This is a genomic window from Nocardioides sp. S5-5, assembly GCF_054954065.1.
In genome coordinates this window covers 1,329,061-1,350,266 of the sequence record NZ_CP199913.1, presented here as the reverse complement: position 1 = coordinate 1,350,266, position 21,206 = coordinate 1,329,061, and the positions used below count along the sequence as shown (strand labels likewise).

20 protein-coding genes, 2 tRNA genes and 1 pseudogene are annotated in these 21,206 nt (G+C 72.5%); 7 read left to right on the top strand and 16 right to left on the bottom strand.

The features are described 5' to 3' along the window. Positions 1-606, bottom strand: a complete 606-nt coding sequence (locus ACUP6Y_RS06410) for an ATP-dependent Clp protease proteolytic subunit (protein ID WP_462554872.1) — start codon at positions 604-606, stop codon at positions 1-3. 193 nt (positions 607-799) lie between these two features. Here ACUP6Y_RS06410 and ACUP6Y_RS06405 point away from each other — a divergent pair, with 193 nt between their 5' ends. Then, positions 800-2,209, top strand: a complete 1,410-nt coding sequence (locus ACUP6Y_RS06405; RefSeq protein ID WP_462554870.1) for a hypothetical protein — start codon at positions 800-802, stop codon at positions 2,207-2,209. 6 nt (positions 2,210-2,215) lie between these two features. Here the strand turns inward: ACUP6Y_RS06405 and ACUP6Y_RS06400 are convergent, their stop codons facing one another. From ACUP6Y_RS06400 to lpdA, 10 genes are all read right to left on the bottom strand, one after another. Then, the gene (locus ACUP6Y_RS06400) at positions 2,216-2,692 is read right to left on the bottom strand and encodes an SRPBCC family protein (RefSeq protein ID WP_462554869.1); all 477 of its coding nucleotides are present in this window, start codon (positions 2,690-2,692) and stop codon (positions 2,216-2,218) included. Between the two features lie 56 nt (positions 2,693-2,748). After that, positions 2,749-3,918 (bottom strand): esterase/lipase family protein, encoded by a 1,170-nt coding sequence (locus ACUP6Y_RS06395; protein WP_462554867.1) that lies wholly within the window; start codon positions 3,916-3,918, stop codon positions 2,749-2,751. A gap of 59 nt (positions 3,919-3,977) precedes the next feature. After that, on the bottom strand, positions 3,978-5,378 hold the full coding sequence (gene tig / locus ACUP6Y_RS06390) for a trigger factor (RefSeq protein ID WP_462554865.1): 1,401 nt from the start codon (positions 5,376-5,378) through the stop codon (positions 3,978-3,980). Between the two features lie 71 nt (positions 5,379-5,449). Further along, positions 5,450-5,522, bottom strand: a tRNA-Pro gene (locus ACUP6Y_RS06385). Positions 5,523-5,561: 39 nt separating this feature from the next. Next, positions 5,562-5,632 (bottom strand) — tRNA-Gly (locus tag ACUP6Y_RS06380). A gap of 87 nt (positions 5,633-5,719) precedes the next feature. Then, on the bottom strand, positions 5,720-6,823 hold the full coding sequence (locus ACUP6Y_RS06375; protein ID WP_462554863.1) for a PP2C family protein-serine/threonine phosphatase: 1,104 nt from the start codon (positions 6,821-6,823) through the stop codon (positions 5,720-5,722). Next, positions 6,763-7,614, bottom strand: coding sequence for an Fpg/Nei family DNA glycosylase (locus ACUP6Y_RS06370; RefSeq protein ID WP_462554862.1), 852 nt, complete (start codon positions 7,612-7,614; stop codon positions 6,763-6,765). The genes ACUP6Y_RS06375 and ACUP6Y_RS06370 overlap by 61 nt, the downstream gene beginning before the upstream one ends. Continuing rightward, positions 7,614-8,117: a ribose-5-phosphate isomerase gene (locus tag ACUP6Y_RS06365; RefSeq protein ID WP_462554861.1), complete on the bottom strand. Its 504-nt coding sequence runs from the start codon at positions 8,115-8,117 to the stop codon at positions 7,614-7,616. The genes ACUP6Y_RS06370 and ACUP6Y_RS06365 overlap by 1 nt, the downstream gene beginning before the upstream one ends. Positions 8,118-8,137: 20 nt before the next feature. Continuing rightward, positions 8,138-9,505, bottom strand: a complete 1,368-nt coding sequence (locus ACUP6Y_RS06360; protein ID WP_462554860.1) for an NAD(P)H-quinone dehydrogenase — start codon at positions 9,503-9,505, stop codon at positions 8,138-8,140. Between the two features lie 31 nt (positions 9,506-9,536). Then, positions 9,537-10,937 carry a dihydrolipoyl dehydrogenase gene (gene lpdA / locus ACUP6Y_RS06355; RefSeq protein WP_462554859.1) on the bottom strand — a complete coding sequence of 467 codons (1,401 nt, stop codon included), beginning with the start codon at positions 10,935-10,937 and terminating at the stop codon, positions 9,537-9,539. 75 nt (positions 10,938-11,012) lie between these two features. Here lpdA and ACUP6Y_RS06350 point away from each other — a divergent pair, with 75 nt between their 5' ends. The 5 genes from ACUP6Y_RS06350 to ACUP6Y_RS06330 all read left to right on the top strand — a co-directional run bounded on the left by ACUP6Y_RS06350 (position 11,013) and on the right by ACUP6Y_RS06330 (position 14,269). Further along, positions 11,013-11,465 (top strand): gamma-glutamylcyclotransferase family protein, encoded by a 453-nt coding sequence (locus ACUP6Y_RS06350; protein WP_462554857.1) that lies wholly within the window; start codon positions 11,013-11,015, stop codon positions 11,463-11,465. Positions 11,466-11,488: 23 nt separating this feature from the next. After that, positions 11,489-12,322, top strand: coding sequence for a purine-nucleoside phosphorylase (locus tag ACUP6Y_RS06345; RefSeq protein WP_462554855.1), 834 nt, complete (start codon positions 11,489-11,491; stop codon positions 12,320-12,322). 16 nt (positions 12,323-12,338) lie between these two features. Then, on the top strand, positions 12,339-13,313 hold the full coding sequence (locus ACUP6Y_RS06340) for a DUF2332 domain-containing protein (protein ID WP_462554854.1): 975 nt from the start codon (positions 12,339-12,341) through the stop codon (positions 13,311-13,313). A gap of 88 nt (positions 13,314-13,401) precedes the next feature. Next, positions 13,402-13,980: a TetR/AcrR family transcriptional regulator gene (locus ACUP6Y_RS06335; RefSeq protein WP_462554853.1), complete on the top strand. Its 579-nt coding sequence runs from the start codon at positions 13,402-13,404 to the stop codon at positions 13,978-13,980. Positions 13,981-13,990: 10 nt separating this feature from the next. Continuing rightward, positions 13,991-14,269: a hypothetical protein gene (locus ACUP6Y_RS06330; RefSeq protein WP_462554852.1), complete on the top strand. Its 279-nt coding sequence runs from the start codon at positions 13,991-13,993 to the stop codon at positions 14,267-14,269. Positions 14,270-14,324: 55 nt separating this feature from the next. On the opposite strand, the gene ACUP6Y_RS06325 is transcribed toward ACUP6Y_RS06330, so the two are convergent. After that, complete coding sequence (locus tag ACUP6Y_RS06325; protein WP_462554851.1) at positions 14,325-15,692, bottom strand: HtaA domain-containing protein; 1,368 nt, start codon at positions 15,690-15,692, stop codon at positions 14,325-14,327. Positions 15,693-16,784: 1,092 nt separating this feature from the next. Between ACUP6Y_RS06325 and ACUP6Y_RS06320 the strand changes: the two are divergent. After that, positions 16,785-16,937: pseudogene (locus tag ACUP6Y_RS06320) on the top strand (hypothetical protein); the annotation flags it as partial. Positions 16,938-17,126: 189 nt separating this feature from the next. On the opposite strand, the gene ACUP6Y_RS06315 reads toward ACUP6Y_RS06320, so the two are convergent. The 4 genes from ACUP6Y_RS06315 to ACUP6Y_RS06300 are packed head-to-tail and all read right to left on the bottom strand — an operon-like array spanning position 17,127 to position 21,206. Further along, complete coding sequence (locus ACUP6Y_RS06315) at positions 17,127-18,239, bottom strand: hypothetical protein (RefSeq protein ID WP_462554850.1); 1,113 nt, start codon at positions 18,237-18,239, stop codon at positions 17,127-17,129. Continuing rightward, complete coding sequence (locus ACUP6Y_RS06310; protein WP_462554849.1) at positions 18,233-19,018, bottom strand: heme ABC transporter ATP-binding protein; 786 nt, start codon at positions 19,016-19,018, stop codon at positions 18,233-18,235. Before ACUP6Y_RS06310 ends, ACUP6Y_RS06315 begins: the two co-directional genes overlap by 7 nt. After that, complete coding sequence (locus tag ACUP6Y_RS06305; RefSeq protein WP_462554848.1) at positions 19,015-20,091, bottom strand: FecCD family ABC transporter permease; 1,077 nt, start codon at positions 20,089-20,091, stop codon at positions 19,015-19,017. The genes ACUP6Y_RS06310 and ACUP6Y_RS06305 overlap by 4 nt, the downstream gene beginning before the upstream one ends. Further along, complete coding sequence (locus tag ACUP6Y_RS06300; protein WP_462554847.1) at positions 20,088-21,206, bottom strand: heme/hemin ABC transporter substrate-binding protein; 1,119 nt, start codon at positions 21,204-21,206, stop codon at positions 20,088-20,090. Before ACUP6Y_RS06300 ends, ACUP6Y_RS06305 begins: the two co-directional genes overlap by 4 nt.

Sequence of the window (21,206 nt, the reverse complement as noted above, 5' to 3'; positions counted from 1 at the left end):
TCAGTCCTTCTTGTGGGCCGGGCGGCCCTCGTCGGACGCCTCGCGGGCGCTCTTGATGACCTGGTCGACGAGGCCGTACTCGAGGGCCTCCTGCGCGGTGAACCAGCGGTCGCGGTCGGCGTCCTCGGTGACCTGCTCCACCGTCTGGCCGGTGTGCTCGGCGATCAGCTCGAGGAGCACCTTCTTGATGTGCAGCGACTGCTGCGCCTGGATCTTGATGTCGGAGGCCGAGCCGCCCATGCCGGACGACGGCTGGTGCATCATGATCCGCGCGTGCGGCAGGGCGTAGCGCTTGCCCTTGGCTCCGGCGCACAGCAGGAACTGGCCCATCGAGGCGGCCAGGCCCATGCCGACCGTGGCGACGTCGTTGGGGATGTAGTTCATGGTGTCGTAGATCGCCATGCCGGCGTCCACCGAGCCACCGGGGCTGTTGATGTGCAAGAAGATGTCCGCCTCGGGGTCCTCGGCCGAGAGCAGCAGCAGCTGGGCGCAGATCGCGTTGGCGTTCTGGTCGCGGACCTCGGAGCCGAGGAACACGATCCGCTCACGCAGCAGCCGGCTGTAGATGTTGTCGTCGAGGAAGCTGATCCCCGCTCCGCCGTTCATCTCATGACCACGCACGGGGCCACCGGGAAGATTATGAGTCACGCAAGTGACCCTAGCCGCAGCGGGAGACAGATCCACGCGTTCGACGCCGCTGTTCGCCGACAGCAGATTCGCGACGGCCGGGCCGGATCGGTCGTCGTCCCCCCGGGTAGCCTGCCGGGAAGCCGACTGCCCGAGCGCTCCAGGAGGTCCCATGCCCGCGGCCCGACCGACCGGCCGTCTCGTCGCCACCGTCACCCTCGTGGCGGCCCTCGGCCTGACCGCCTGCGACGCGGGCGGGGACGCCCCTGAGCGGCCGGCCGCGAGCGGCAGCACGGCGGCCGCGGCCGCCGTGCTCCACGAGCCCGCGACGACCTGGGAGCTGCGGGCCGACACGGTGCTGCCGGGCGGCCGGTTCGCGCCGCTGGCGCCGGTGGGCGACGACGAGGTCCCCCAGCCGGGCGGCGTGGTGGTGGGCGACGTCCTGGTGGCCGCGATCACCGACCACGGCACGGACGACGCCGACGGAGGCGTCGCGGCGCTGCTGGTCGGCGTCTCCGGTGCCGGCGAGGTGCTGTGGCGGGGCAAGGACTACGGCGGCTGCTGGACGCCCGACCACGCCGCCCTCTACTGCGCCCGGGGCAACGCCCTGGTGAAGGTGAACCCAGAGACGGGCGGCGCGGGGGCCGGCGCCGAGGTGAGCGTCGCGCCGGGCAGCGTGCCCGTGCTCGACGACGGCGTGCTCTATGTCGTGGTGACTCCCGCGGGCGCCGACGAGACCGCCTACCCGCCGCCGTTCGCGGTCGCCGCGCTCGACGCGACGACGCTGAGGAGCGTGTGGCCCGACGGGCCGGCCGGTGCCGACGAGCTGCGCGGCTTCGGGGCCGGCTCCCCCGCGCTCGACCTCGGCGGTGACGACGTGTCGGTCGCGGCCTGGAAGGACACCCCTTCCGGGCAGCCCGACGCCACCCAGTTCGAGCTCGACCGGGCCAGCGGACGGGTGCTCGGCAGCACCCACCTCGGCAAGGGCTCCTTCCTCGAGCGGCCGTGGACGGTGCATCGCGGCTTCGGCAACGACAAGCTGGAGGTGCTGCTCGGCGACGAGGTGCTGCTCACGCTCGAGGGCCAGCCGTGGGACACCCAGGACCAGCGCCTGACGAGCACCGAGGGGCGCCTCGGCGTCGGCTCGACGCTCTACGACGTGACCACCGGCCAGCCGGTCTGGGAGCGCCCCGACCTCGGCGACGACCTGGCCGGGTGGCGCTGGACCGAGGACCGGGCCCAGGTCGCGGTGACCGGGTACGACACGAAGGCCCAGAAGATGCTGACGACGTACCTCGACGCCGAGACCGGCAAGACCCTCTGGGCCGGCCCCGGCACCGACGTCGCCCCCACCGAGACGCCCGACGCCTTCGTCCAGGTCGCGAGCGACGACGCCACCTCCTGGGTCGTGCAGGCCCTCGATCGCACCTCCGGCGAGGTGGCGTGGGAGAAGGACGTCAGCGCGATCGGCAAGGAGGGGTACGACGACGGGGTCTCGCCCGGCGGGCCGTACGTCTCCCCCAGCGCCGTGTGGCTGGTCGGGGCGAGCACGCTCGTCGGGTTCACCGGCTTCCCGGGCTGACCCGGCTCAGCGCTCGGCGGCGGCCTTCAGCCCGGCCAGCGTGGTGGCCATGCCCGCCTCGAGCTCGGCGGCGTGCTCGTCGTTGCCGCCGAGCAGCAGCGGGGCCACGATCCGGCTGCCGAGGCTCAGCGAGCGCGGGACGGGACGCCGGTGGACGACCCGGGTGCGGCCGGTGTCGGCCGGGTCCGCCTCGAGCTCCCAGACCCACTGGGCACCGCTCGACGGCGTGTCCCACACCAGCCGCCGCTCCGGCTCCACGTCGACGACGACCGAGCGGGTCGGCCACACGACCGCCTTGCGCCGGTTGATGCCGAGGTACCACTGCCCCACCCGCAGGCCGCCCCGCTTGAGCGGCACCATCCGGACCGTCTCCGGGCTCCACCCGGCCAGCTGGCCGAAGTCGGTCAGCAGCGCCCACACGTGCGCCGCCGGCGCCTCGATCACGGCCTCGGCGCGCAGCTCGCGCGCGGCGTTCGTCGTCATGGGGATCATCATGATGGCGTGCGCCGGCGGGCCACCACCTCCCGCGGGAGGAATGCTCAGGCGAGCCAGCGGGCCAGCGCGGTGTGGACCTCGGGGTGGTTGAGCAGCCCGAAGTGGTCGGTGCGGGCCAGGTGGAGCACCTCGGCGTCGGGGAACAGGTCGGTGCCGCGGCGGTCCCGGCCGACGGCGGAGCGCGGGGTGACCAGCAGGTCGCCCACGGCCTGCGCGACCGGGTGCCGCGCGGAGCGGGTCAAGGTGGCCGAGACCAGGCGGTAGCGGGCGTGCGGCAGCGGCGGCACGTCGTGCGCGAGGCCCTCGATCAGGTCGTGGATGCCCGGTGCCTGGCGGTCGATGACCCGGCCGAAGGCGGCCACCTCGGGCGCGCGGGCCAGGGTGCGGCTGGCGTGGTCCGCCCCGATCGCGAACCAGGAGCCGAGGTGTGGTGTGCCGAGCGTGACGACGTCGCTGACCAGCCGGGTCCACGCCGCCGGGCCCTCCCCCTCCGCCACGACCGCGGAGGAGGCCCGCAGGATCAGGCCGCCCAGCGAGTGGCCGACGAGCGCGATCCGGGTGACCTCGCTCGGCCAGGCGTCGACCAGCCGCTGCACCAGGGAGGCCAGCACGACGCCGTTCTCACGCAGCGGGAGCCCGGTGTTGGCCCGCAGGTAGACCGGAGTCCAGCCGCGCGCGGCCAGGCTCTCGCCGTACGTGGAGCCGAGGCGGTCGCGGTGGCGCCGCCAGTAGTCCTCGTTCTCGCACAGACCATGCACGAACACCACGATCCGGCCGGTCGCCTCCGGGAACGCCCGGCTCACGCCGGCCGGGGTGAGCGGCACGTCGCGTCCCTCGCGCCGCACCCCCATCTCGATCGCCAGGCGCGGGCGCTCGCGGCGGATCTCGTCGCCGATCAGTCCGTTGACGGCGGCGTTGACGAACCGGCCGCGCGGGCCCGCCTCGAGTGCCGGCCCGACCCCCGCCTCCGCCAGACGGGTCAGGCCCAGGCTGGCGCCGCGGAAGGAGAGGGCCACGGCGCCGTACACGGTCGCGGCGATGCCGCGGTGCAGCACCTCCGCCGGCACGGCGGCCGGCCCGACGCCGCGTCGGACCAGACCGTGGGCGCGGCGCGCGATCGCCTGATGGGTGTCGCGGGCCGTCGTCACGACCAGGTCGTCGACGACCGCGCTCGCCAGGGCCAGGGCGTCCACGACGGTCGGGGCAGTGGTCATGGAACGCACACTACCCGCTGAGTGTACAGTCGTACACTCAGCGGGTAGTGTGCAGCGGATCAGGCCTCGGCCGGAGCCTCGTCCTCAGCGGCGTCGTCGGCAGCGGTCTCGTCGGCAGCCTCGTCCGCGGGCTCGCCGATGGTGCCGTCGGCCTGCAGGTTCTTCAGCTCGAGCACGTTGCCGGCCGCGTCCTTGACGGTCGCGCCCTCGACGAGGAGCTGGAGCGCCTTGCCGCGGCGGATCTCCTGGACCAGGTCGGGCACGTGGTTGTGCTCGAACATGTGGTTCACGAACTCCTGCGGGTCCTGGCCGGACTGCTGGGCGCGGCGGATCATGTGCTGGGTCAGCTCGCCCTGGTCGACGCCCATCTCCTCCTTGTCGGCGATGTCGTCGAGGAGGAACTGCGCGGCGACGGCGTCGCGAACCCGGCGCTCGAGGTCGGCCTCGAACTCCTCCTGGGTCTGCTGCTCGTCCTCGAGGTACTTCTCCAGCGTCATGCCGGCCATCGCCAGCTGCTGCTCGAGGCTGCCGCGCCGGGCGTTGAGCTCCTCGGTGACCATGCTGTCGGGCAGCGGGATCTCGACCTTCTCCAGCAGCACCTCGAGGACGGCGTCGCGGGCGGCGGCGGCCTGCTCGAGACGCTTGCCGCGGGTCAGCCGCTCGCGGACGTCGGCACGCAGCTCGTCGAGGGTGTCGAACTCGGAGGCCTCCTGGGCGAACTCGTCGTCGAGCTCCGGGAGCTCCTGCTCCTGGACCTGGGTGACCTTGACGGCCACCTCGACGTCCTGGCCCACCAGGTCGCCGGAAACGAGCTGGGTCGTGAAGGTCTTCTCCTCGTCGACGCCCATGCCGACCAGAGCCTCGTCGAGGCCGTCGATCATGCCGCCGTTGCCGACCTTGTAGGAGAAGCCGGAGATCTCGGCGCCGTCGACGACCTCGCCGTCGTTGGTGGCGACCAGGTCGATGACGACGAAGTCGCCGTCCTGGGCCGCGCGCTCGACGTCGATGAGGGTGCCGAAGCGCTCACGCAGCGCGTCGACCTGCTCGGCGACGTCCTCGTCGGTGACCTCGAGGTCCTCGACGGAGGCCTCGACGCCGTCGTACGCCGGCAGCTCGAACTCGGGCTTGACGTCGACCTCGGCGGTGAACTCGAGGGGACCCTCGTCGTCGTACTTGACGACCTCGACCTCGGGCTGGGCGAGCGGGGTGAGGTTGTTCTCCTGGAGCGCCTCGACGTACTTGCTGCCGAGGATGTCGTTGAGGGCCTCCTCGCGGGCGGCTCCGGGGAACTGACGCTCGATCACCTGGGGCGGGACCTTGCCGCGGCGGAAGCCGGGGACGTTGATCTGCTTCGCGATCTTCTGGTACGCCGCGTCGAGGCTCGGCTTGAGCTCCTCGAAGGGCACCTCGACGGTCAGCTTGGCCCGGGTCGGGCTCAAGGTCTCGACGGCGCTCTTCACAGGTGTTCTCCTACTTGTACTTGTCCGGGATGATGCACGGGCCACGAGGGCCCGCCGATCGGGGCGATCTGTCGGGGCGACAGGACTCGAACCTGCGGTCTCCTGCTCCCAAAGCAGGCGCGCTAGCCACTACGCTACGCCCCGCGGAACGGCCCGGCGCTCGGTTGGCTGGGCCGCACTTCGAGGGGATGACGGGAATCGAACCCGCGTAATCAGTTTGGAAGACTGAGGCTCTACCATTGAGCTACATCCCCGACCGGCCCCGGTTGCGCTCGCGCACGGCCGAAGACCACGCGCAATCGTGCCACATCGCATGGCGTGCGCCCCAACCCGGGCCACGCTCAGGGACGGCGGTGGACCACCAGCAGCGCCCGATCGTCGTCCGGCGAGCCGACGGCGGCGACGAGGCGACGGGCCAGTCCGTCCCACGAACCGCGCAGCAGCGACTCGGCCTCGCCCATCATGTGGTCGATGCCGAGGTCGATGTCGCGACGCGGCTCCTCGACCATGCCGTCGGTGTAGAGCAGCAGGCTGTCGCCGGGGGCGAGCCGGCCGCGGTGGCAGCCGAACTCGGCGTCGTCGACGATGCCGAGGACGGGCCCCTCGGGACGCAGCGGCCGCCAGCGGCCCGAGCCGGCCTCGCGCTGGACGGCGGGCGGATGGCCGGCCGAGCGGAGCTCGAAGTCGCCGGTGCGCAGGTCGACCGAGACGTGGACGGCGGTCGCGAAGCCCTCCTCCCAGGCGCGCTGGAGGAGGTAGTCGTTGGCCGCCGAGAGGAAGCGGGCGGGCGGCAGCGCCGCGACCAGGCCGCCCATCGCGCCGGAGAGCTGGAGCGCCCGGGTGCCGGCCGCCTCGCCCTTGCCGGACACGTCGACCACGACCAGCTCGACGCGCCGGCCCCGGTCGCTGGCGGTGGCGACCACGAAGTCGCCGGCGAACGGCGAGCCGCCGGCCGACGACAGCGCCGACTCGACCAGCCACTCGGCCGGGAGGTCCGGGATCTGGCCCTGGGCCAGGATCCGGTCGCGCAGGTCGACCAGCATCGACTGCCCGCGCAGCGGGCCGACACCGACGTGGTCGCGGCGCAGGGACAGCATGATCACCAGGACCGAGACGCCGTACATGACACACAGCGCGACGACGACGCGCACCTGGAAGGTCTCCTGCAGGACCGCCGCGCCGGTGAGCGCGACCATGACGAACGCCGCGAACCAGCGCAGCACCCGGTTGCTCAGGAACAGGATGCCGAGCACCAGCGGCAAGAAGACCAGGTTGACCGGGACGTCGGCGGGCATCGCGGCGATGGCGACCACGACCGCCGCGGCCAGGAGCCCCAGGAGGCAGGCGAGGACGATGTCGGGGCGTGGCCGGCGCCGGCCGCGGATCATCGCCCCGCCCGGGACCGACTGGAAGTCGAACGAGGGGCCGGCTGGCAGCGCGGGCACCAGAACAGGTTGCGGCCGCCGAGGACCTGGGTGCGCACCTTGCCCCCGCACACGTGGCACGGCTGTCCCGTGCGGCGGTACACGTACACCTCGCCACCGTGGTCGTCGACCCGCGGGGGACGGCCCATCGCCTCGGGGGTGTGCTCCGGCCGGACGGTGTCGATCCGCCCGGTCAGCACCCCCTCCCCCATCAGCACGACCAGATCGTCCCAGATCGCACCCCACTGCGTACGCCGAAGCATGCGACCCGGACGCAGCGGGTGGATGCGATGCCGGAACAGCACCTCGGCCCGGTAGACGTTCCCGACGCCGGCGAGCACCGTCTGGTCCATCAGCAGGGTGCCGATCGGCGCGCTGCTCCTGGCGATCCGGGCCCACGCCCGCTCGGGGTCGGCGTCGGCCCGCAGCGGGTCCGGGCCGGCCTTCGCGACCACCGCGGCGCGCTCGGCCGCGGTCACCAGGGCGCAGGTCGTGGGACCGCGCAGGTCGCCGTACGCGCGGGGCAGGGCGAGGCGCAGCCGGACCTGGCCGACGGGCAGCGGGATCTCGTCGACGCCGGTGCGGATGTCGAAGGTGCCGTAGAGACCGAGGTGGACCTGGACGAACCGCTCGCCCTCGAACCGGATGAACAGCTGCTTGCCCCAGGCCTCGGCGTCGACGAGCAGGGCGCCGTCGAGCTGGGCGGCGGACTCCGCGAAGCGGCCCTGGGGGCTGCCGACCCGGACGCGGCTCCCCCCGAAGACCGCGGTCAGCTCGCCGGCGAGACGATGGAGGGTATGACCCTCGGGCATCAGTCCTGGTGCCCGAGAGCGGACTCGGGGAGCGGCGGCAGCTCGCCCGTGGTCTCGTACGACGTCAGCTGGCCGATGCGCCGCACGTGGCGCTCGTCGCCGGGGAACGGGGTGGCCAGGAAGACCTCGACGAGCCGCGTCATCTCCTCGAGGGTGTGCATCCGGCCACCGACGGCGACGACCCAGGCGTCGTTGTGCTCGCGCGCCAGGGTGGCGGTCTCCTCCGACCACGCGAGGGCCGCGCGGACGCCCTCGACCTTGTTGGCGGCGATCTGCTCGCCGTTGCCGGAGCCGCCGATGACGACGCCGAGGCTGTCGAGGCCCTGCTCGCGGTCGGCGCGCACGCCCTCGGCGGCCCGCAGGCAGAAGACCGGATAGTCGTCGAGCGCGTCGTAGACGAACGGGCCGTGGTCGACCGGCTCGTAGCCGTGCTCGCTCAGCCAGCCGATGAGGTGGGACTTGAGCTCGAGGCCGGCGTGGTCGCAGCCGAGGTGAACGCGCATGACCCCCATCCTCTCAGGCCTCAGACCTGGTGCAGGCGGCGGGCGGCCTCGGCGATCGAGCCGCTGATCGAGGGGTAGACGGTGAAGGTCTGGGCGAGCTGGTCGGCGGTGAGCCGCTCGGTCACGGCGAGCGCGACGGGGTGGATCAGCTCCGAGGCCCGCGGTCCCACGACCACCCCGCCGAGCAGGCTGCGCGAGCCGGGGGCGACGAAGAGCTTCACGAAGCCGTCGACGACGCCCTGCATCTTGGCGCGCGCGTTGGTCGCGAGCGGCTGCATGACGACCTCCGCGAGCACCTCGCCCGCGTCGACCTGCTGCTGGGTGACGCCGACGGTCGCGATCTCGGGGGCGGTGAAGACGTTGGAGGCGACCACGCCGAGGTCCAGCGGCTGCACCGCGTCGCCGAGCACGTGGGCCATCGCGATCCGGCCCTGCATGGCCGCGACCGAGGCGAGCATGAACACGCCGGTGCAGTCGCCGGCTGCGTACACGCCCGGCGCGGAGGTCCGCGAGACCCGGTCGACCTTGACGAAGCCGCCGTCGTCGAGGTCCACGCCGGCCGACTCCAGGCCGATGCCGGCGGTGTTCGGGACCGAGCCGAGGGCGAGGATGCAGTGCGAGCCGGTCACCTCGCGGCCGTCTTGGAGGGTGACGGTCACGACGTCGCCTGCCCGGGTCACCGACTGCATCCGCGAGCGCGACAGCACGGTCATGCCGCGGCGGGTGAGCACGTCCTCGAGCACCTGCGCGGCATCCTGGTCCTCGCCGGGCAGCACCCGATCGCGCGAGGAGACCAGCGTCACCGGGATGCCGAGCGACTGGTAGGCGCTGGCGAACTCCGCGCCCGTGACGCCCGAGCCGACCACGACGATGTGCTCGGGCAGCTCGGCGAGGTCGTAGACCTGCTCCCAGGTGAGGATCCGCTCCCCGTCGGGCTGGGCGGTGTCGAGCACCCGCGGCGTGGCGCCGGTCGCGACGAGCACCGCGTCGGCGCCGTACGACGTCTCGGTGCCGTCGGCCAGCGTCGCCACCACCCGGGACGGGCCGTCGAGGCGTCCCCGGCCGTGGACGACCGTGACGCCCTCCCGCGCCAGCCGGCTCTCGATGTCGGCGGACTGGGCGAGCGCGAGCGCCTTGACCCGCTCGTTGACCCGGGCGAGGTCGACGCGCGGCGCCGCGACGTCGATGCCGAGCTCGCCGGCCTCGCTGAAGTCGGTCATCACCTCGGCGGTCGCGATCAGGGTCTTGCTCGGCACGCAGTCGGTCAGCACCGCCGACCCGCCGAGCCCGTCGGAGTCGACGACCACGACCTCGGCCCCGAGCTGGGCGGCCACCAGGGCCGACTCGTAGCCACCGGGTCCGCCACCGACGATCACGACGCGCGTCATGGTGCTCCCGTTCCCCGGACGGTCGCCGGAATCAGAGGTTGATCATGTGGCCGGCGATCCCGTGGATCGCCTCCTTGACGGCCTCGGACAGCGTCGGGTGGGCGAAGACGTTGCGGCCCACCTCGTCGGCGGTGAGGTCCCACTTCTGCGCCAGGGTGAGCGCGGGGAGCAGCTCGGTGACGTCGGGGCCGATCAGGTGGGCGCCGAGGATCTCGTTGAACTCGGCGTCGGCGACGATCTTGACGAAGCCGACGGCCTCGCCGAGGCCCTGGGCCTTGCCGTTGGCGGAGAACGGGAAGGTGGCCGTCTTGACGTCGTACCCCTTGTCCTTGGCCTGCTGCTCGCTGTAGCCGAAGGAGCCGATCTGCGGCTGGCAGTAGGTCGCGCGCGGGACGAAGTCGTACTCGACCGGCATCGTCTCGGCACCGGACATGGTCTCGGCGGCGACGATGCCCTGCGCCTCGGCGACGTGGGCGAGCATCAGCTTGCCGGTGCAGTCGCCGATGGCGTAGACGCCCTCGACGTTGGTGCGGCAGAAGTCGTCGATCTCGATCGCGCCGCGGTCGGTGAGCTTCACGCCGGCGGCCTCGAGGCCGTAGCCGTCAACGCGCGGGGCGAAGCCGAAGGCCGCGAGGAACTTGTCGGCCTCGAGTACCTGCTCGTCGCCGCCGGCAGCGGGGGCGACGCGGACCTTGACGCCGGAGCCGGTGTCCTCGACGCCCTTGACGGCGGTCGAGGTCAGCACCTTCACGCCGAGCTTCTTGTAGTGCTTGGCCAGCTCCTTGGACACGTCGGCGTCCTCGGTCGGGACCATCCGGTCGAGGAACTCGACGATGGTGACGTCGACACCGAAGTTCTTCAGCACGTAGGCGAACTCGACGCCGATCGCGCCGGAGCCGCCGATGATGATCGAGGACGGCAGGTTCTCGTCGAGGATCTGCTCCTCGTAGCTGACGATGTTCTTGCCGTTGACCTCGACACCCGGGACGGTGCGGACCGTCGCACCGGTGGCGATGATCAGGTTGTCGCAGGTGTGCTCGGCGGTGGATCCGTCCTCGAGCGCCACCGACACCGACTTCGGACCGGTCAGGGTGCCCCAGCCGTCGATCTCGGTGATCTTGTTCTTCTTCATCAGGTAGTGGACGCCCTTGACGATGCCGGCGCTGACCTGGCGCGAGCGCTTGTGCGTGGGGCCGAAGGCCATGGTCGCATCGCCCTCGATGCCGAACTTGGCCTTCTCGTGGGTCAGCGTGTGGGCCAGCTCGGCGTTCTTGAGCAGCGCCTTGGAGGGGATGCAGCCGACGTTGAGGCACACGCCGCCCCAGTACTTCTTCTCGATCACGGCAACGGACTTGCCGAGCTGGGCGGCGCGGATCGCGGCGACGTACCCACCGGGGCCGGCACCGAGGACGAGGACATCGAAGTGGGTCACGGAGCCAGCGTAGTGGGACCCCTCCTTGTGTCGGGCATCACGCTCGGGCAGCGTACGACGGTCTAGCCTGAGCCCGTGACGTCGTACGCCGCCTACGGCACCAACCTCGACCCCCAGCGGATGGGCGAGCGATGCCCCCACTCGCCACTGCAGACCACCGGCTGGCTGACCGGCTGGCGGCTGACCTTCGGCGGCGAGGAGCACGGCTGGGACGGCGCCCTCGCGACGATCGCGCCCGACCCGATCGGCGCCGTCTTCGTCGCGGTCTACGACGTCAGCCCGCTCGACGAGCCGAGCCTGGACCAGTGGGAGTCGGCCGACTCGGGGCTCTACCGCAGGACCAAGGTGCGGATCTCGACCATGGCCGGCGAGATCGTGGCGTGGACCTACGTGCTCGACGCGTACGAGGGCGGGCTGCCCTCGGCGTCGTACCTCGGCGTGCTGGCCGACGCCGCCGAGGCGGCCGACGCACCCGACGACTACGTGGCCGGGCTGCGGACCCGCGCCTGCCGCTCGACGGGCCTGTGACCCACGATGAGTAGGCTCGCGCCGTGACCGAGTCGCCCACGCCGTACGCCCTGGCCGAAGAGGCCGCCGCCCGCCTGGTCGAGCTGACCGGAGTGGCTCGTCACGACGTCGCGCTGGTGCTCGGCTCCGGCTGGCTGCCGGCCGCCGACGCGCTCGACGGCGCGGGCGGGGCCGACACCACGGAGATCGAGGTGACCTCGCTGCCGGGCTTCGCCGCGTCGGCGGTGCAGGGGCACTCCGGCAAGATCCGCTCGATCCGGATCCCCGGCGAGGACGGTGGCCCCGACCGCCACCTGCTGGTGTTCCTCAGCCGCACCCACTACTACGAGGGCCGCGGGGTGGCCGCCGTCGTCCACGGCGTGCGGGTGGCGGCTGCCGCGGGCTGTCGCGCGATCGTGCTGACCAACGGCTGCGGCGGGCTCGAGGAGACCTGGACGCCCGGCACCCCGGTGCTGATCAGCGACCACATCAACCTGACCGGCCAGTCGCCCATCGTCGGCGCCAACTTCGTCGACCTCACCGACCTCTACTCGTCCCGGCTGCGCGAGCTGTGCCGCTCGGTCGACCCCGGGCTGGACGAGGGCGTCTACGTCCAGTTCACCGGCCCCCACTACGAGACGCCCGCCGAGGTCCGGATGGCCGGCATCCTCGGCGGCCACCTGGTCGGCATGAGCACCACCCTCGAGGCGATCGCCGCCCGCGAGGCCGGGATGGAGATCCTCGGCATCAGCCTGGTCACCAACCTGGCCGCCGGCCTCAGCGGCGAGCCGCTCGACCACGCCGAGGTCCTCGAGGCCGGCCGCAACGCCGCCACCCGGATGGGCGCGCTGCTCGGCGACATCGTCCCGCGGATCTGAGGTCCGGGCGCCGCGCGTGGAGCCGTACGCCGAGGTCGAGGAGTCCTACCGCCGCTTCGCGGTCGAGGCGGCCGACTCGCCGACCTTCACGACATGGGCGAGCGCCGTCGCCGACGACCCGGAGGTGCTGTCGTGGATCCGGACCCTGCCCTCGCTCAAGCAGCAGCCGAACCTGGTCTTCGCGGCGGCCCGGCACCACGGCGTCCCCGCGCCCGGCCCGTACGCCGGCCTGCGGGCCGCGCTCCTCGGTGACACCGGGCCGCTCCGCGCCACCATCCTGGCCCGGGCGACGCAGACCAACGAGGTCGGCCGGCTGGCGACGCTGGTGCCGGCCTTCGCCCGGTTCGACGGACCGCTGGCGCTGCTCGAGGTCGGCTCCTCCGCCGGGCTGTGCCTGTACCCCGACCGCTGGGGCTACCGCTGGACCACCGACGACGGCGACGTCGTGCTCGGCGACTCCCCCCGGCTGCCGTGCCGGGTGAAGGGGCCCGCTCCTGTTCCGAGCGCGCTGCCCGAGGTGGCCTGGCGCGGCGGGATCGACCTCCACCCGCTCGACGTCACCGACGCCGACGACATGGCCTGGCTGGAGACCCTGGTCTGGCCCGAGCAGGACGAGCGCCGGGCCCGGCTGGTGCGGGCGATCGAGGTCGCCCGCGCCGATCCGCCGGTGGTCGCGCGGGGCGATCTGATCGACGAGCTGCCCGCGGCGGTCGAGCGGGCGTCGTCGTACGGGACGGTCGTCGTCTTCCACAGCGCCGTCATCGCCTACCTGCCACCCGCGCGTCGTGCCGAGTTCGACGAGCTGGTCCGCGACCTGGTCGGTCGCGGCCGGTGCCACTGGGTCAGCAACGAGGGCAAGCAGGTGCTGCCGTCGGTCACCCGCACCGGCCCGCCGATCCCCGAGCACCACCCCACCTTCGTGCTCGGCGTCGACGGGCGGATGGTCGCCCAGACGCACGGGCACGGGCGGGCGCTGAGGTGGGTCTCCTGACGGCCTGTGAGAGCGGCCGGCCCGCGCTGATCACACGGCTCGCGGCGAGGTCATCGCCGCCGGCAGGTCTCTCCACTAATCTTCGACCGTGCCTCGCATCCTCGGAGAGTCGCTCAGCGACCACCGCGAGCTGATCCAGCGTCGCGTGTTCGACGCCTTCGCCGAGCTCGTGGGCGAGGGCAGCTTCGACGGCGTGACCATGCGCGCGATCGCCGAGCGTGCCGGGATCGGGCGCACGTCGATCTACCACCACTTCCACGACAAGGAGGCGGTCCTGGTCGCGTTCGCGACCCACGAGACCCAGGCGTACACCGCCGACCTGCGCGCCGCGCTCGATGACGTGGACGGCCCGGCCGACCAGTTGCGCACCTACATCCGGCACCACCTGGCCGCCGGCGAGAAGTTCCACATGGGCCTGGGCCCGGCGCTGTACGGCGCGCTCTCGCCGTCCGCCAGGCTGGAGATCCGCGACCACGTGATCGAGGTCGAGGACGTGTTGCGGGCCATGCTCGAACAGGGCCGAGCCGACGGCGCCTTCGACTTCGACGACCTCGACTCGACCCTGTCCCTGGTCCACGCATGCCTGAGCCCCCGACACCTCGCGTCCGCGGCGATCGAGTCGTTCGTGCTGCGGGCGGTCGGCGCCGACAGCGCCCGAAGATCCTGACGGACCGTGCATGGCGGCCGATCGGCATTCTGGTGACCCGCAGGCCGAGCCCGACGCGGTCCCGGCCCGCTACGGCGGGTCTCGGCTGATCACCCTGGGCGGGGACGGCACTCCCCAGGTCGCCGATCTGGCATTGGTGGAGATCGCCGTCGCGCGCGGTGAGAGCGTGTTCGTCACCCGCGGCCTGTTCCGCCTCGTCCCCACGACCGGCACAACCGTGCTGACCGCGGCCGAGTACCACGTGCTCGAACGGCAGGCACTCGTGCTCGCCGACGACATCGTGGCCTGAGCCGAACGAGCGCTGCGGTCCTCCGAGACATCTCGGAGGACCGCAGCGCCGGAACCTACTTCTTGACCTTGACCTTGACCTTCGTGGTGGCCGAGGCCTGATGCACCTGGTCACCGAGGTAGGTGACCTTCAGGGTGCGCTTGCCCTTGGCGGACTTCGGCAGCTTCACCGTCACCGTGCCGTCGGCGGCCAGGGTGAGGGTCTTCTTGACCTTGACCTTCTTCTTGCCCTTGAGCTTGCCGCCCTTGTAGACGACCTGCACCTGACCGGTCGCGGTGTACTTGCCGCCCGCGACGGCGATGGTGGCCGAGCCCTTCTTCTTGCTGGTCGGCTTCTTGGTCACCGTCGCGGTCGCGGTGGTCGCGACCGGGTAGCCCAGCTTGCTCCAGTCGATGGTCACCGGGGTCTCGGTGTCCTGGCTGGCGTTGGAATGGGCGTGGGCCTGCCACGTGTAGACCGAGTACTTCAGTCGCGGATCCAGCTTGTCCGAGACGGCGCTCAGGTTGATGTCGAAAGTACCGCCGCCCAATGCGACCGCAGGCAGATAGGTCGACGTCGCGAACGCTGCCTGCTGGGAGATACTGCTGACGTCGGGCAGTCCGCCGGAGGGGGCAAGCCCGACGTAGACACCGTCGTCACCAGGCTTGGTCACCCCGCGGAACCCGTCCCCGGAGACTGTGATCGCGACCCCACTGGCCGACGTCGTGGCGATCGCCTGCACGGTCGGAGCCGGCTGCTCGGCGGTGAACACTGCCGGCGCCTTCTTCGGGTCGGATGCCGATCCCGATGCATAGAAGTGGGCACGAACAGACGACGGCAGGTGGCCGAGGAACTCGGGATCCCATGCCTTGCCGCCGAGTGGCTGGCCCGCCGGGATGCCGAGCGCATCCGATTGCGCACCTTCGGGCAGCACACCCTCCCAACGCGGAGTGGCGGTGAGAGTGTTGTCCTCGGCAGAGCGTCCCCACACGCCCGTGTCGCTGTCGAAGGTCGTCAGCACCACCTCCTCGGACGAGGCCACCACACCACCGGGAGCCGTCGCGCTCACGGTTGCGGTGATCGTGCTGTCCGTACCGTCGAGGGTGATGATCGGATCCTCGATGGTGACCGAGTACAAAGCAGGGGCCCCGGGCGCCGGCGCGAAACCGCCCGTGATCGAGCCCTGGTAGGCGATCTGCTCCACCCCACCGACCGTGCTGGCGTCACCATCCGGGAAGGTGACCACACCGGCTGCATCTTCGGTCACGCCGCCGGAGTAGGTATGGGTCGAGAGGTGATCCTTGAACTGCTGGGAAATGAGCCAGCGCAACTCGAGGTCACCCTGCGCAGCATGCGCAGGACTCACTCCAGCGACGAGCGTCAGGCCGGCCGCGGTGACGCCGGCAGCGGTGGTCGCCGCCAGGGCCCGCCGCAGCGAGGTCATGGTGGACATGATGTGTGTTCCCTTCTGTGGTGGTCCCGAGATGGACGGGCAGGCGACGCTGCTCAGTGCAGGTCGCGAACGGGTGGGGGTACGACGAGGGCCGCTGCGGCGAGGAGGAGCAGCGCGCCGCCGCCCCACCACGGCCAGGAGCGCGCCCCGCTCGTCTCGGCCGGCGCCGCCGTCGCCGCGGCCAGCCGCAGGTCGGTGGCGGGGCGGGGCAGGGCCACGTCGCCGGCCATCGGTACGCCGGCGGCCGGAGGCACGGCGACCGGGGGCGCACCGCCGGCGCCGACGCCGGCTCCCGCGACGGGCACGGGCACCGTCGTGCTGGGCGGCGGCGGTGCGCTGTTGCGGACGTTCGGGGGCTGGCTGGTCGCGACGGACGGCGCGGGCCCCGCCGCCCGGCTCGCGTCGAAGGCGACGGTGAGCGGGGCGGCGACCTTGTTGGGGTCGGCGGCGCCGCCGCTGGAGTACCAGAAGGCCGCCGTGCCGACCTTCTCCATGAAGCTGACCCATGACTGCGGGAAGGCCCCCCACTGCTCGCCCGTGCGCACCTGCGCGCCGACCGCGAGCTCGACCGCGACACCGCGGTAGGCGGGGTCGACGGTGAAGCCGTCGGCGCCGAAGCTCACCTGCGGGAGGGTTGCGACCGTGACCACGGTCGGTGGGATCGCGACCCACTTGCTCGGGTCGGTCTGGTCGGAGCCGAACCCGCTCAAGGTCGCCGTCACGGTTCCCCTGCCGTCGGCGACATCGAGCACCGGATCGCTGAGGTAGAAGAACGAGAGGCCCGAGTAGTAGACGACCGTGGCGCTGCCCTGCCAGGCGATCCGGGCGGTACCGGCCGCGAGGTCGAGCTCGCCCACCCCCTTCGAGAACACCAGCTGGTGGTTGCTGAAGGTGCCGATCCGCAGCGGGGCGCCGGTGCTGTCGGTGCGCAGCCCGGCCCAGGTGGCGTCGGCCCAAGCGCCCGTGGTGGCGTTCCACTTCTCGACCTCGACCTCACCGGACCGCTGCTGCCACTGGCCTTCCGGGATCTGCTGGCCACCCTGGCCCGGGTCGGGGACCTTCCCGGCGGCCAGGAAGTTGTAGGTGCCGGGGTTGAACGCCGCGGTGTTGGACTCGTTGCTGACGCCCCAACGCAGGACCGCGTCGGTCAGGGTGCGGGTGCCGTCGTCCGTCGGCTCGGTGGTGGGCTCGTCCGTCGGCTCGGTCGTGGGCTCGTCCGTCGGCTCGGTCGTGGGCTCAGTCGTGGGCTCGGTCGTGGGCTCGTCCGTCGGCTCGGTCGCCGGCTCGGTGGTCGACTCCGTCGGGGAGGTGGTGGTCGCCGGGTCGCTCGGCGTCTCGTCCGCCCGGGCGGGGGTGACGACGAGCGTGGCTATCGCCACCAGCCACGCGACCAGCCCCGCGGCGGCGAGGACGGCGGCGAGGGGCCTACGCACGCGATGCTCCTCGCCGGCGGGCCGCGAGCAGGAGGCGCGCCACCGCCGCCAGCAGCACGAGCCCGGCTGTGGCGAAGAACCAGATCCCCAGCCGGTCGGCCGTGGACCGCTGGTCGTCGTCGTTCGCCGCCGTGGCGTCGGCCGCCGGGCGGTCGGGGGCGGAGATCGCGAAGCGCACCAGGGGCGACTGGTCGCCGTCGAGGCCGTACAGCCGAAGCTCGTGCGTGCCCCCGGCGACCTCGGAGGGCAGGGTGACGACACCCGTCACCTGGCCCTGGGCACCGACGAGGAAGGGTCCCGCCGCCGCCACGCCGTCGTCGAGCACGGCCGAGACCTGGGCGCCCGGCGTCAGCCCGCGGGCGGTGAAGGACAGGGCCCGCCCGGCGACGGCTGAGGGCCGGTCGACGCTGAGGATCGGCGCGGACGCCGCCGGCGGCGCGGCGCCGGCCTCGGGCGCGGGGTCGGCGGCCTGCGTGGGGGCGGGGGCCTCTTGACCGCCGACGTCGGCGGGCGTCTTCTCGTCGCCGGCAGCCGTACCGCCGTACAGGTCCTGGACGGTGACCGGCGTGAAGCTCTCGTTGACGGCATTGGTGACGCCGTGCGCACCAACGGTGATGATCCCGCACCGGACCTTGCGGCAGTCGATGGTGCGGGTGCCACCGTTGCGGTCGACCGCCTTGAAGGTCGCGCCCGGCACGGTGATCGTCGTCGCCCACCGGCCCGCGGCCGAGACCGTGCCGCCGTTGGCGGAGGCGGCGGTGTCGGAGCCGGGGAACGCGACGTACTTCTGATATCCGGCGTTGGCCTGGCTCTCGCTGTCGGGGACGTAGAAGTAGTCCTTGCCGGTCACTCCGCCCTTGCTGGGGCGCCAGTTGCCGGACACCGTGCCGAAGAAGACGTAGATGCCGCCGTGGCCGCCCTTGATGGACTGGAAGCCGCTGCCGCTGACCCGCAGCGTCGTGGCGTAGGTCGGGTCGATGGCCGCGCCGCCCCTGTCACTGGAGATGGACACGCGCGCCTGGGCCTGCGCGGCCGGGACCGGACCGAGCAAGGCGGCCAGAGCGGCGGAGCCCGCGGCCAGGAGCAGGGTGACCCGGGTCAGCATCGTGCCTCCTGGGAGATGCGCACGGGCACGACGACCGGTGTGCCGTCGTGGTCGAGCACGCGGACCGGGTGCTGGTAGACCTCGCTGAGGAGGGCCTCGGTGAGCACCTCCGCGGCGGGACCGACGGCGCGGACCCGACCGTCGGCGATCACGCAGATCCGGTTGGCGTAGGCGGCGGCCAGGGAGAGGTCGTGGAGGACGACGACGACCGCAGCCCCCTCCGCCGCCACCGAGCGCGCGACGCTCAGCACCGCCTCCTGGTGCCGGATGTCGAGCGCCGCGGTGGGCTCGTCGAGCAGCAGCACGGGGGTCTCCTGGGCGAGCACGCGGGCGAAGGACGTCCGGGCCTGCTCGCCGCCGGACAGGGTCGGGAAGGTCCGCTCGGCGAGGTTGTCGACGTCGGTGCGGACCATCGCGGCGCGCACGACCTCGTCGTCGGCGTCGCCACGCGGCGTGCGGTGCCAAGGCGAGCGGCCCATCGCGACGACGTCCTGCACCCGGAATCCGAACGCGAGGCCCTGCTGCTGGAGCTGGACCGCGCGTTGCTGGGCGGCCGCCCGGGCGCCGTACGACGCCAGCGGCTGCCCGGCGAGGTGAACCTCGCCGACGTCGGCGCGCACGTCGCCGGCCAGGACGCCGAGCAAGGTGGACTTGCCGGCTCCGTTGGGCCCGACCAGCACGACCAGCTCGCCGGCATCGACCGCCAGGTCGACGCCGTCCAGGATCGCCCGACCGCCGAGCTCGACCCGGATCCCGCGGGCCTCGAGTGCCGTGCTCACGCCCAGCCCCCCGCCGTGCGACGGGAACGGCGGATCAGCCAGAAGAAGAACGGGCCGCCGATCAGCGAGGTGAGCATGCCGATCGGCAGGTCCGCATTGTCGATGGCGGTACGGGCCCACAGGTCGGCGAAGGTCAGCAGCACGGCGCCGCCGAGGGCGCTGGCCGGAATCAGCAGCAGGTGGCCGGGGCCGGCGATCATCCGGATCAGGTGGGGGACGACCAGGCCGACGAAGGCGATGATGCCGCAGAAGGAGACGGCCGCTGCGGTGAGCACGGCCACGACGACGATGGCCACGATGCGCAGCCGTTCCACGTCCACGCCGACGTGGTACGCCGCCCGGTCGCCGAGCGCGAGCAGGTCGAGCTTGCGGGCCAGGCCGAAGGCCGCCACGATGCCGACCGCGGTCAGCGGCGCGACCACGGCGACCGCCGCCCAGCGGGTGCCGTTGAGGCTGCCGAGGGTCCAGAACACGATCTCCTCGCGCGCCTGCTGGTCACCGAGGAACATCAAGAAGGCGAGTGCCGCGCTGGTCATGGCGTTGAGGGCGATGCCGGTCAGGACGAGCGTGACGACCTCGGTGCGCCCGCCGTCGCGCGAGAGCAGGTAGACGAGCAGGGTGGCGACCAGGCCTCCGATGAAGGCGGCCACCGCGATGGTCCAGGAGCCGAGGACGGCGACGTCGAAGACGATGACGCAGCCCGCCGCGACCGCCGCTCCGGAGGAGACGCCGACCACGGCCGGCTCGGCCAGGGGGTTGCCGAAGATGCCCTGCATGACCGCGCCCGCCGTGGCCAGCGCGGCGCCGACCAGCGCGGCGAGCACGACCCGTGGGAAGCGGACGTCCCACAGCGTGTTCTCCGCGCGCGGGTGCGTGGGCAGCGGGCCGACGTCGAGGCCGATCCGGTGCAGCACCGAGCCGAGGACCTCCAGCGGCGGGATGTGCATCTGTCCCTGTCCGGCGCCGACCACGAGCGCCACGACGAGGAGCACCGTGAGCACGGCCAGCAGCCCGGCCCCGCTCACCTGGACTCTCGAGCGGGCGCGGGACGCGGTCGAGGAGACGGCCGTCACGAGACCGCCTCGGGCGCGTAGATCGCGACCGCGAGCGCGTTGAGGACGTCGGCGCTCTGGGGGCCGAAGCCCAGGATCTGCGAGTCCTCCATGTCGACGAACCGCTCGTGCTCGCCGGCGGGCGTGTTGGCCAGGGCAGGCAGCCGGTCGAGCAGCCCGGCCACGCCGTCGACCGAGTCCAGACCGCCGCTCATCATCAGCACCAGGTCCGGCTGTGCCGCGATGATCGCCTCGTCGGTGACCGGCTTCATGCCGTTCCAACCGATCTCCTCGGCCACGTCGTACAGACCGAGGGCGTCGATCAGGCCGTCGGCGCCGGAGTCCTCGCCGAACAGGTAGTAGACGCCGGACTGGCCGCGGACGTACAGGAACAGGGTGCGCAACCGGTCGGTCTGCTTCGCCGGGGCGACGTTCTCGATCGCGGCCTGCACGGTGGCGACCTCGGCCTGCGTGCGGTCGACGAGCGCCTGTCCCGCCTGGGGGACGCCGAGCGCGGCGGCGACCTGACCGGTCAGCTCGGCGACGTTGTCGAGGCCGCGGTGACTGTCGACCACCACGACCGGGATCCCGGCGTCTCGCATCTGCAGCACGACGTCCCAGGGCCCGAGCGAGGTGTCGGTGAGGATCACGGTCGGGTCCAGCTCGAGGATCGCCTCGGCGGAGAGATCGTGGCCGTTCTGGGTCACCAGCGGCAGCTCGGAGGCCTCGGCGAACTGGGTCGAGATGTCGCGTCCGACGACGCGGTCACCGAGGCCGAGCTCGAACACGGTGCGGGCCAGGGTGCCGTAGACGTCGAGGGCCAGCACCCGGTCGACGTCCTTGACGGTGACCTCGGTGCCCTGCGCGTCGGTGACGGTGGCGGGCAGCTCGGGCACGGGCGTGGCGACCGGGTCGACGGCGGCGTCGGCCACGACGGCACGGGTGGCGCCGGTCCAGTCTCGTGGGTCGTCGAGTGGGGTGACGTCGGCCAGCAGCGGCGCTGCCTGAGCGTCCGTGTCTCCCCCACCGCGCTCGGACGCCCCCGGCGCAGACAGTCCGCAGCCCGCGAGGAGGCCGACGGCAAGCAGGGCGGCGACCAGCACGCGCCACGGCGTACCGACGGGGTGGGACAACAC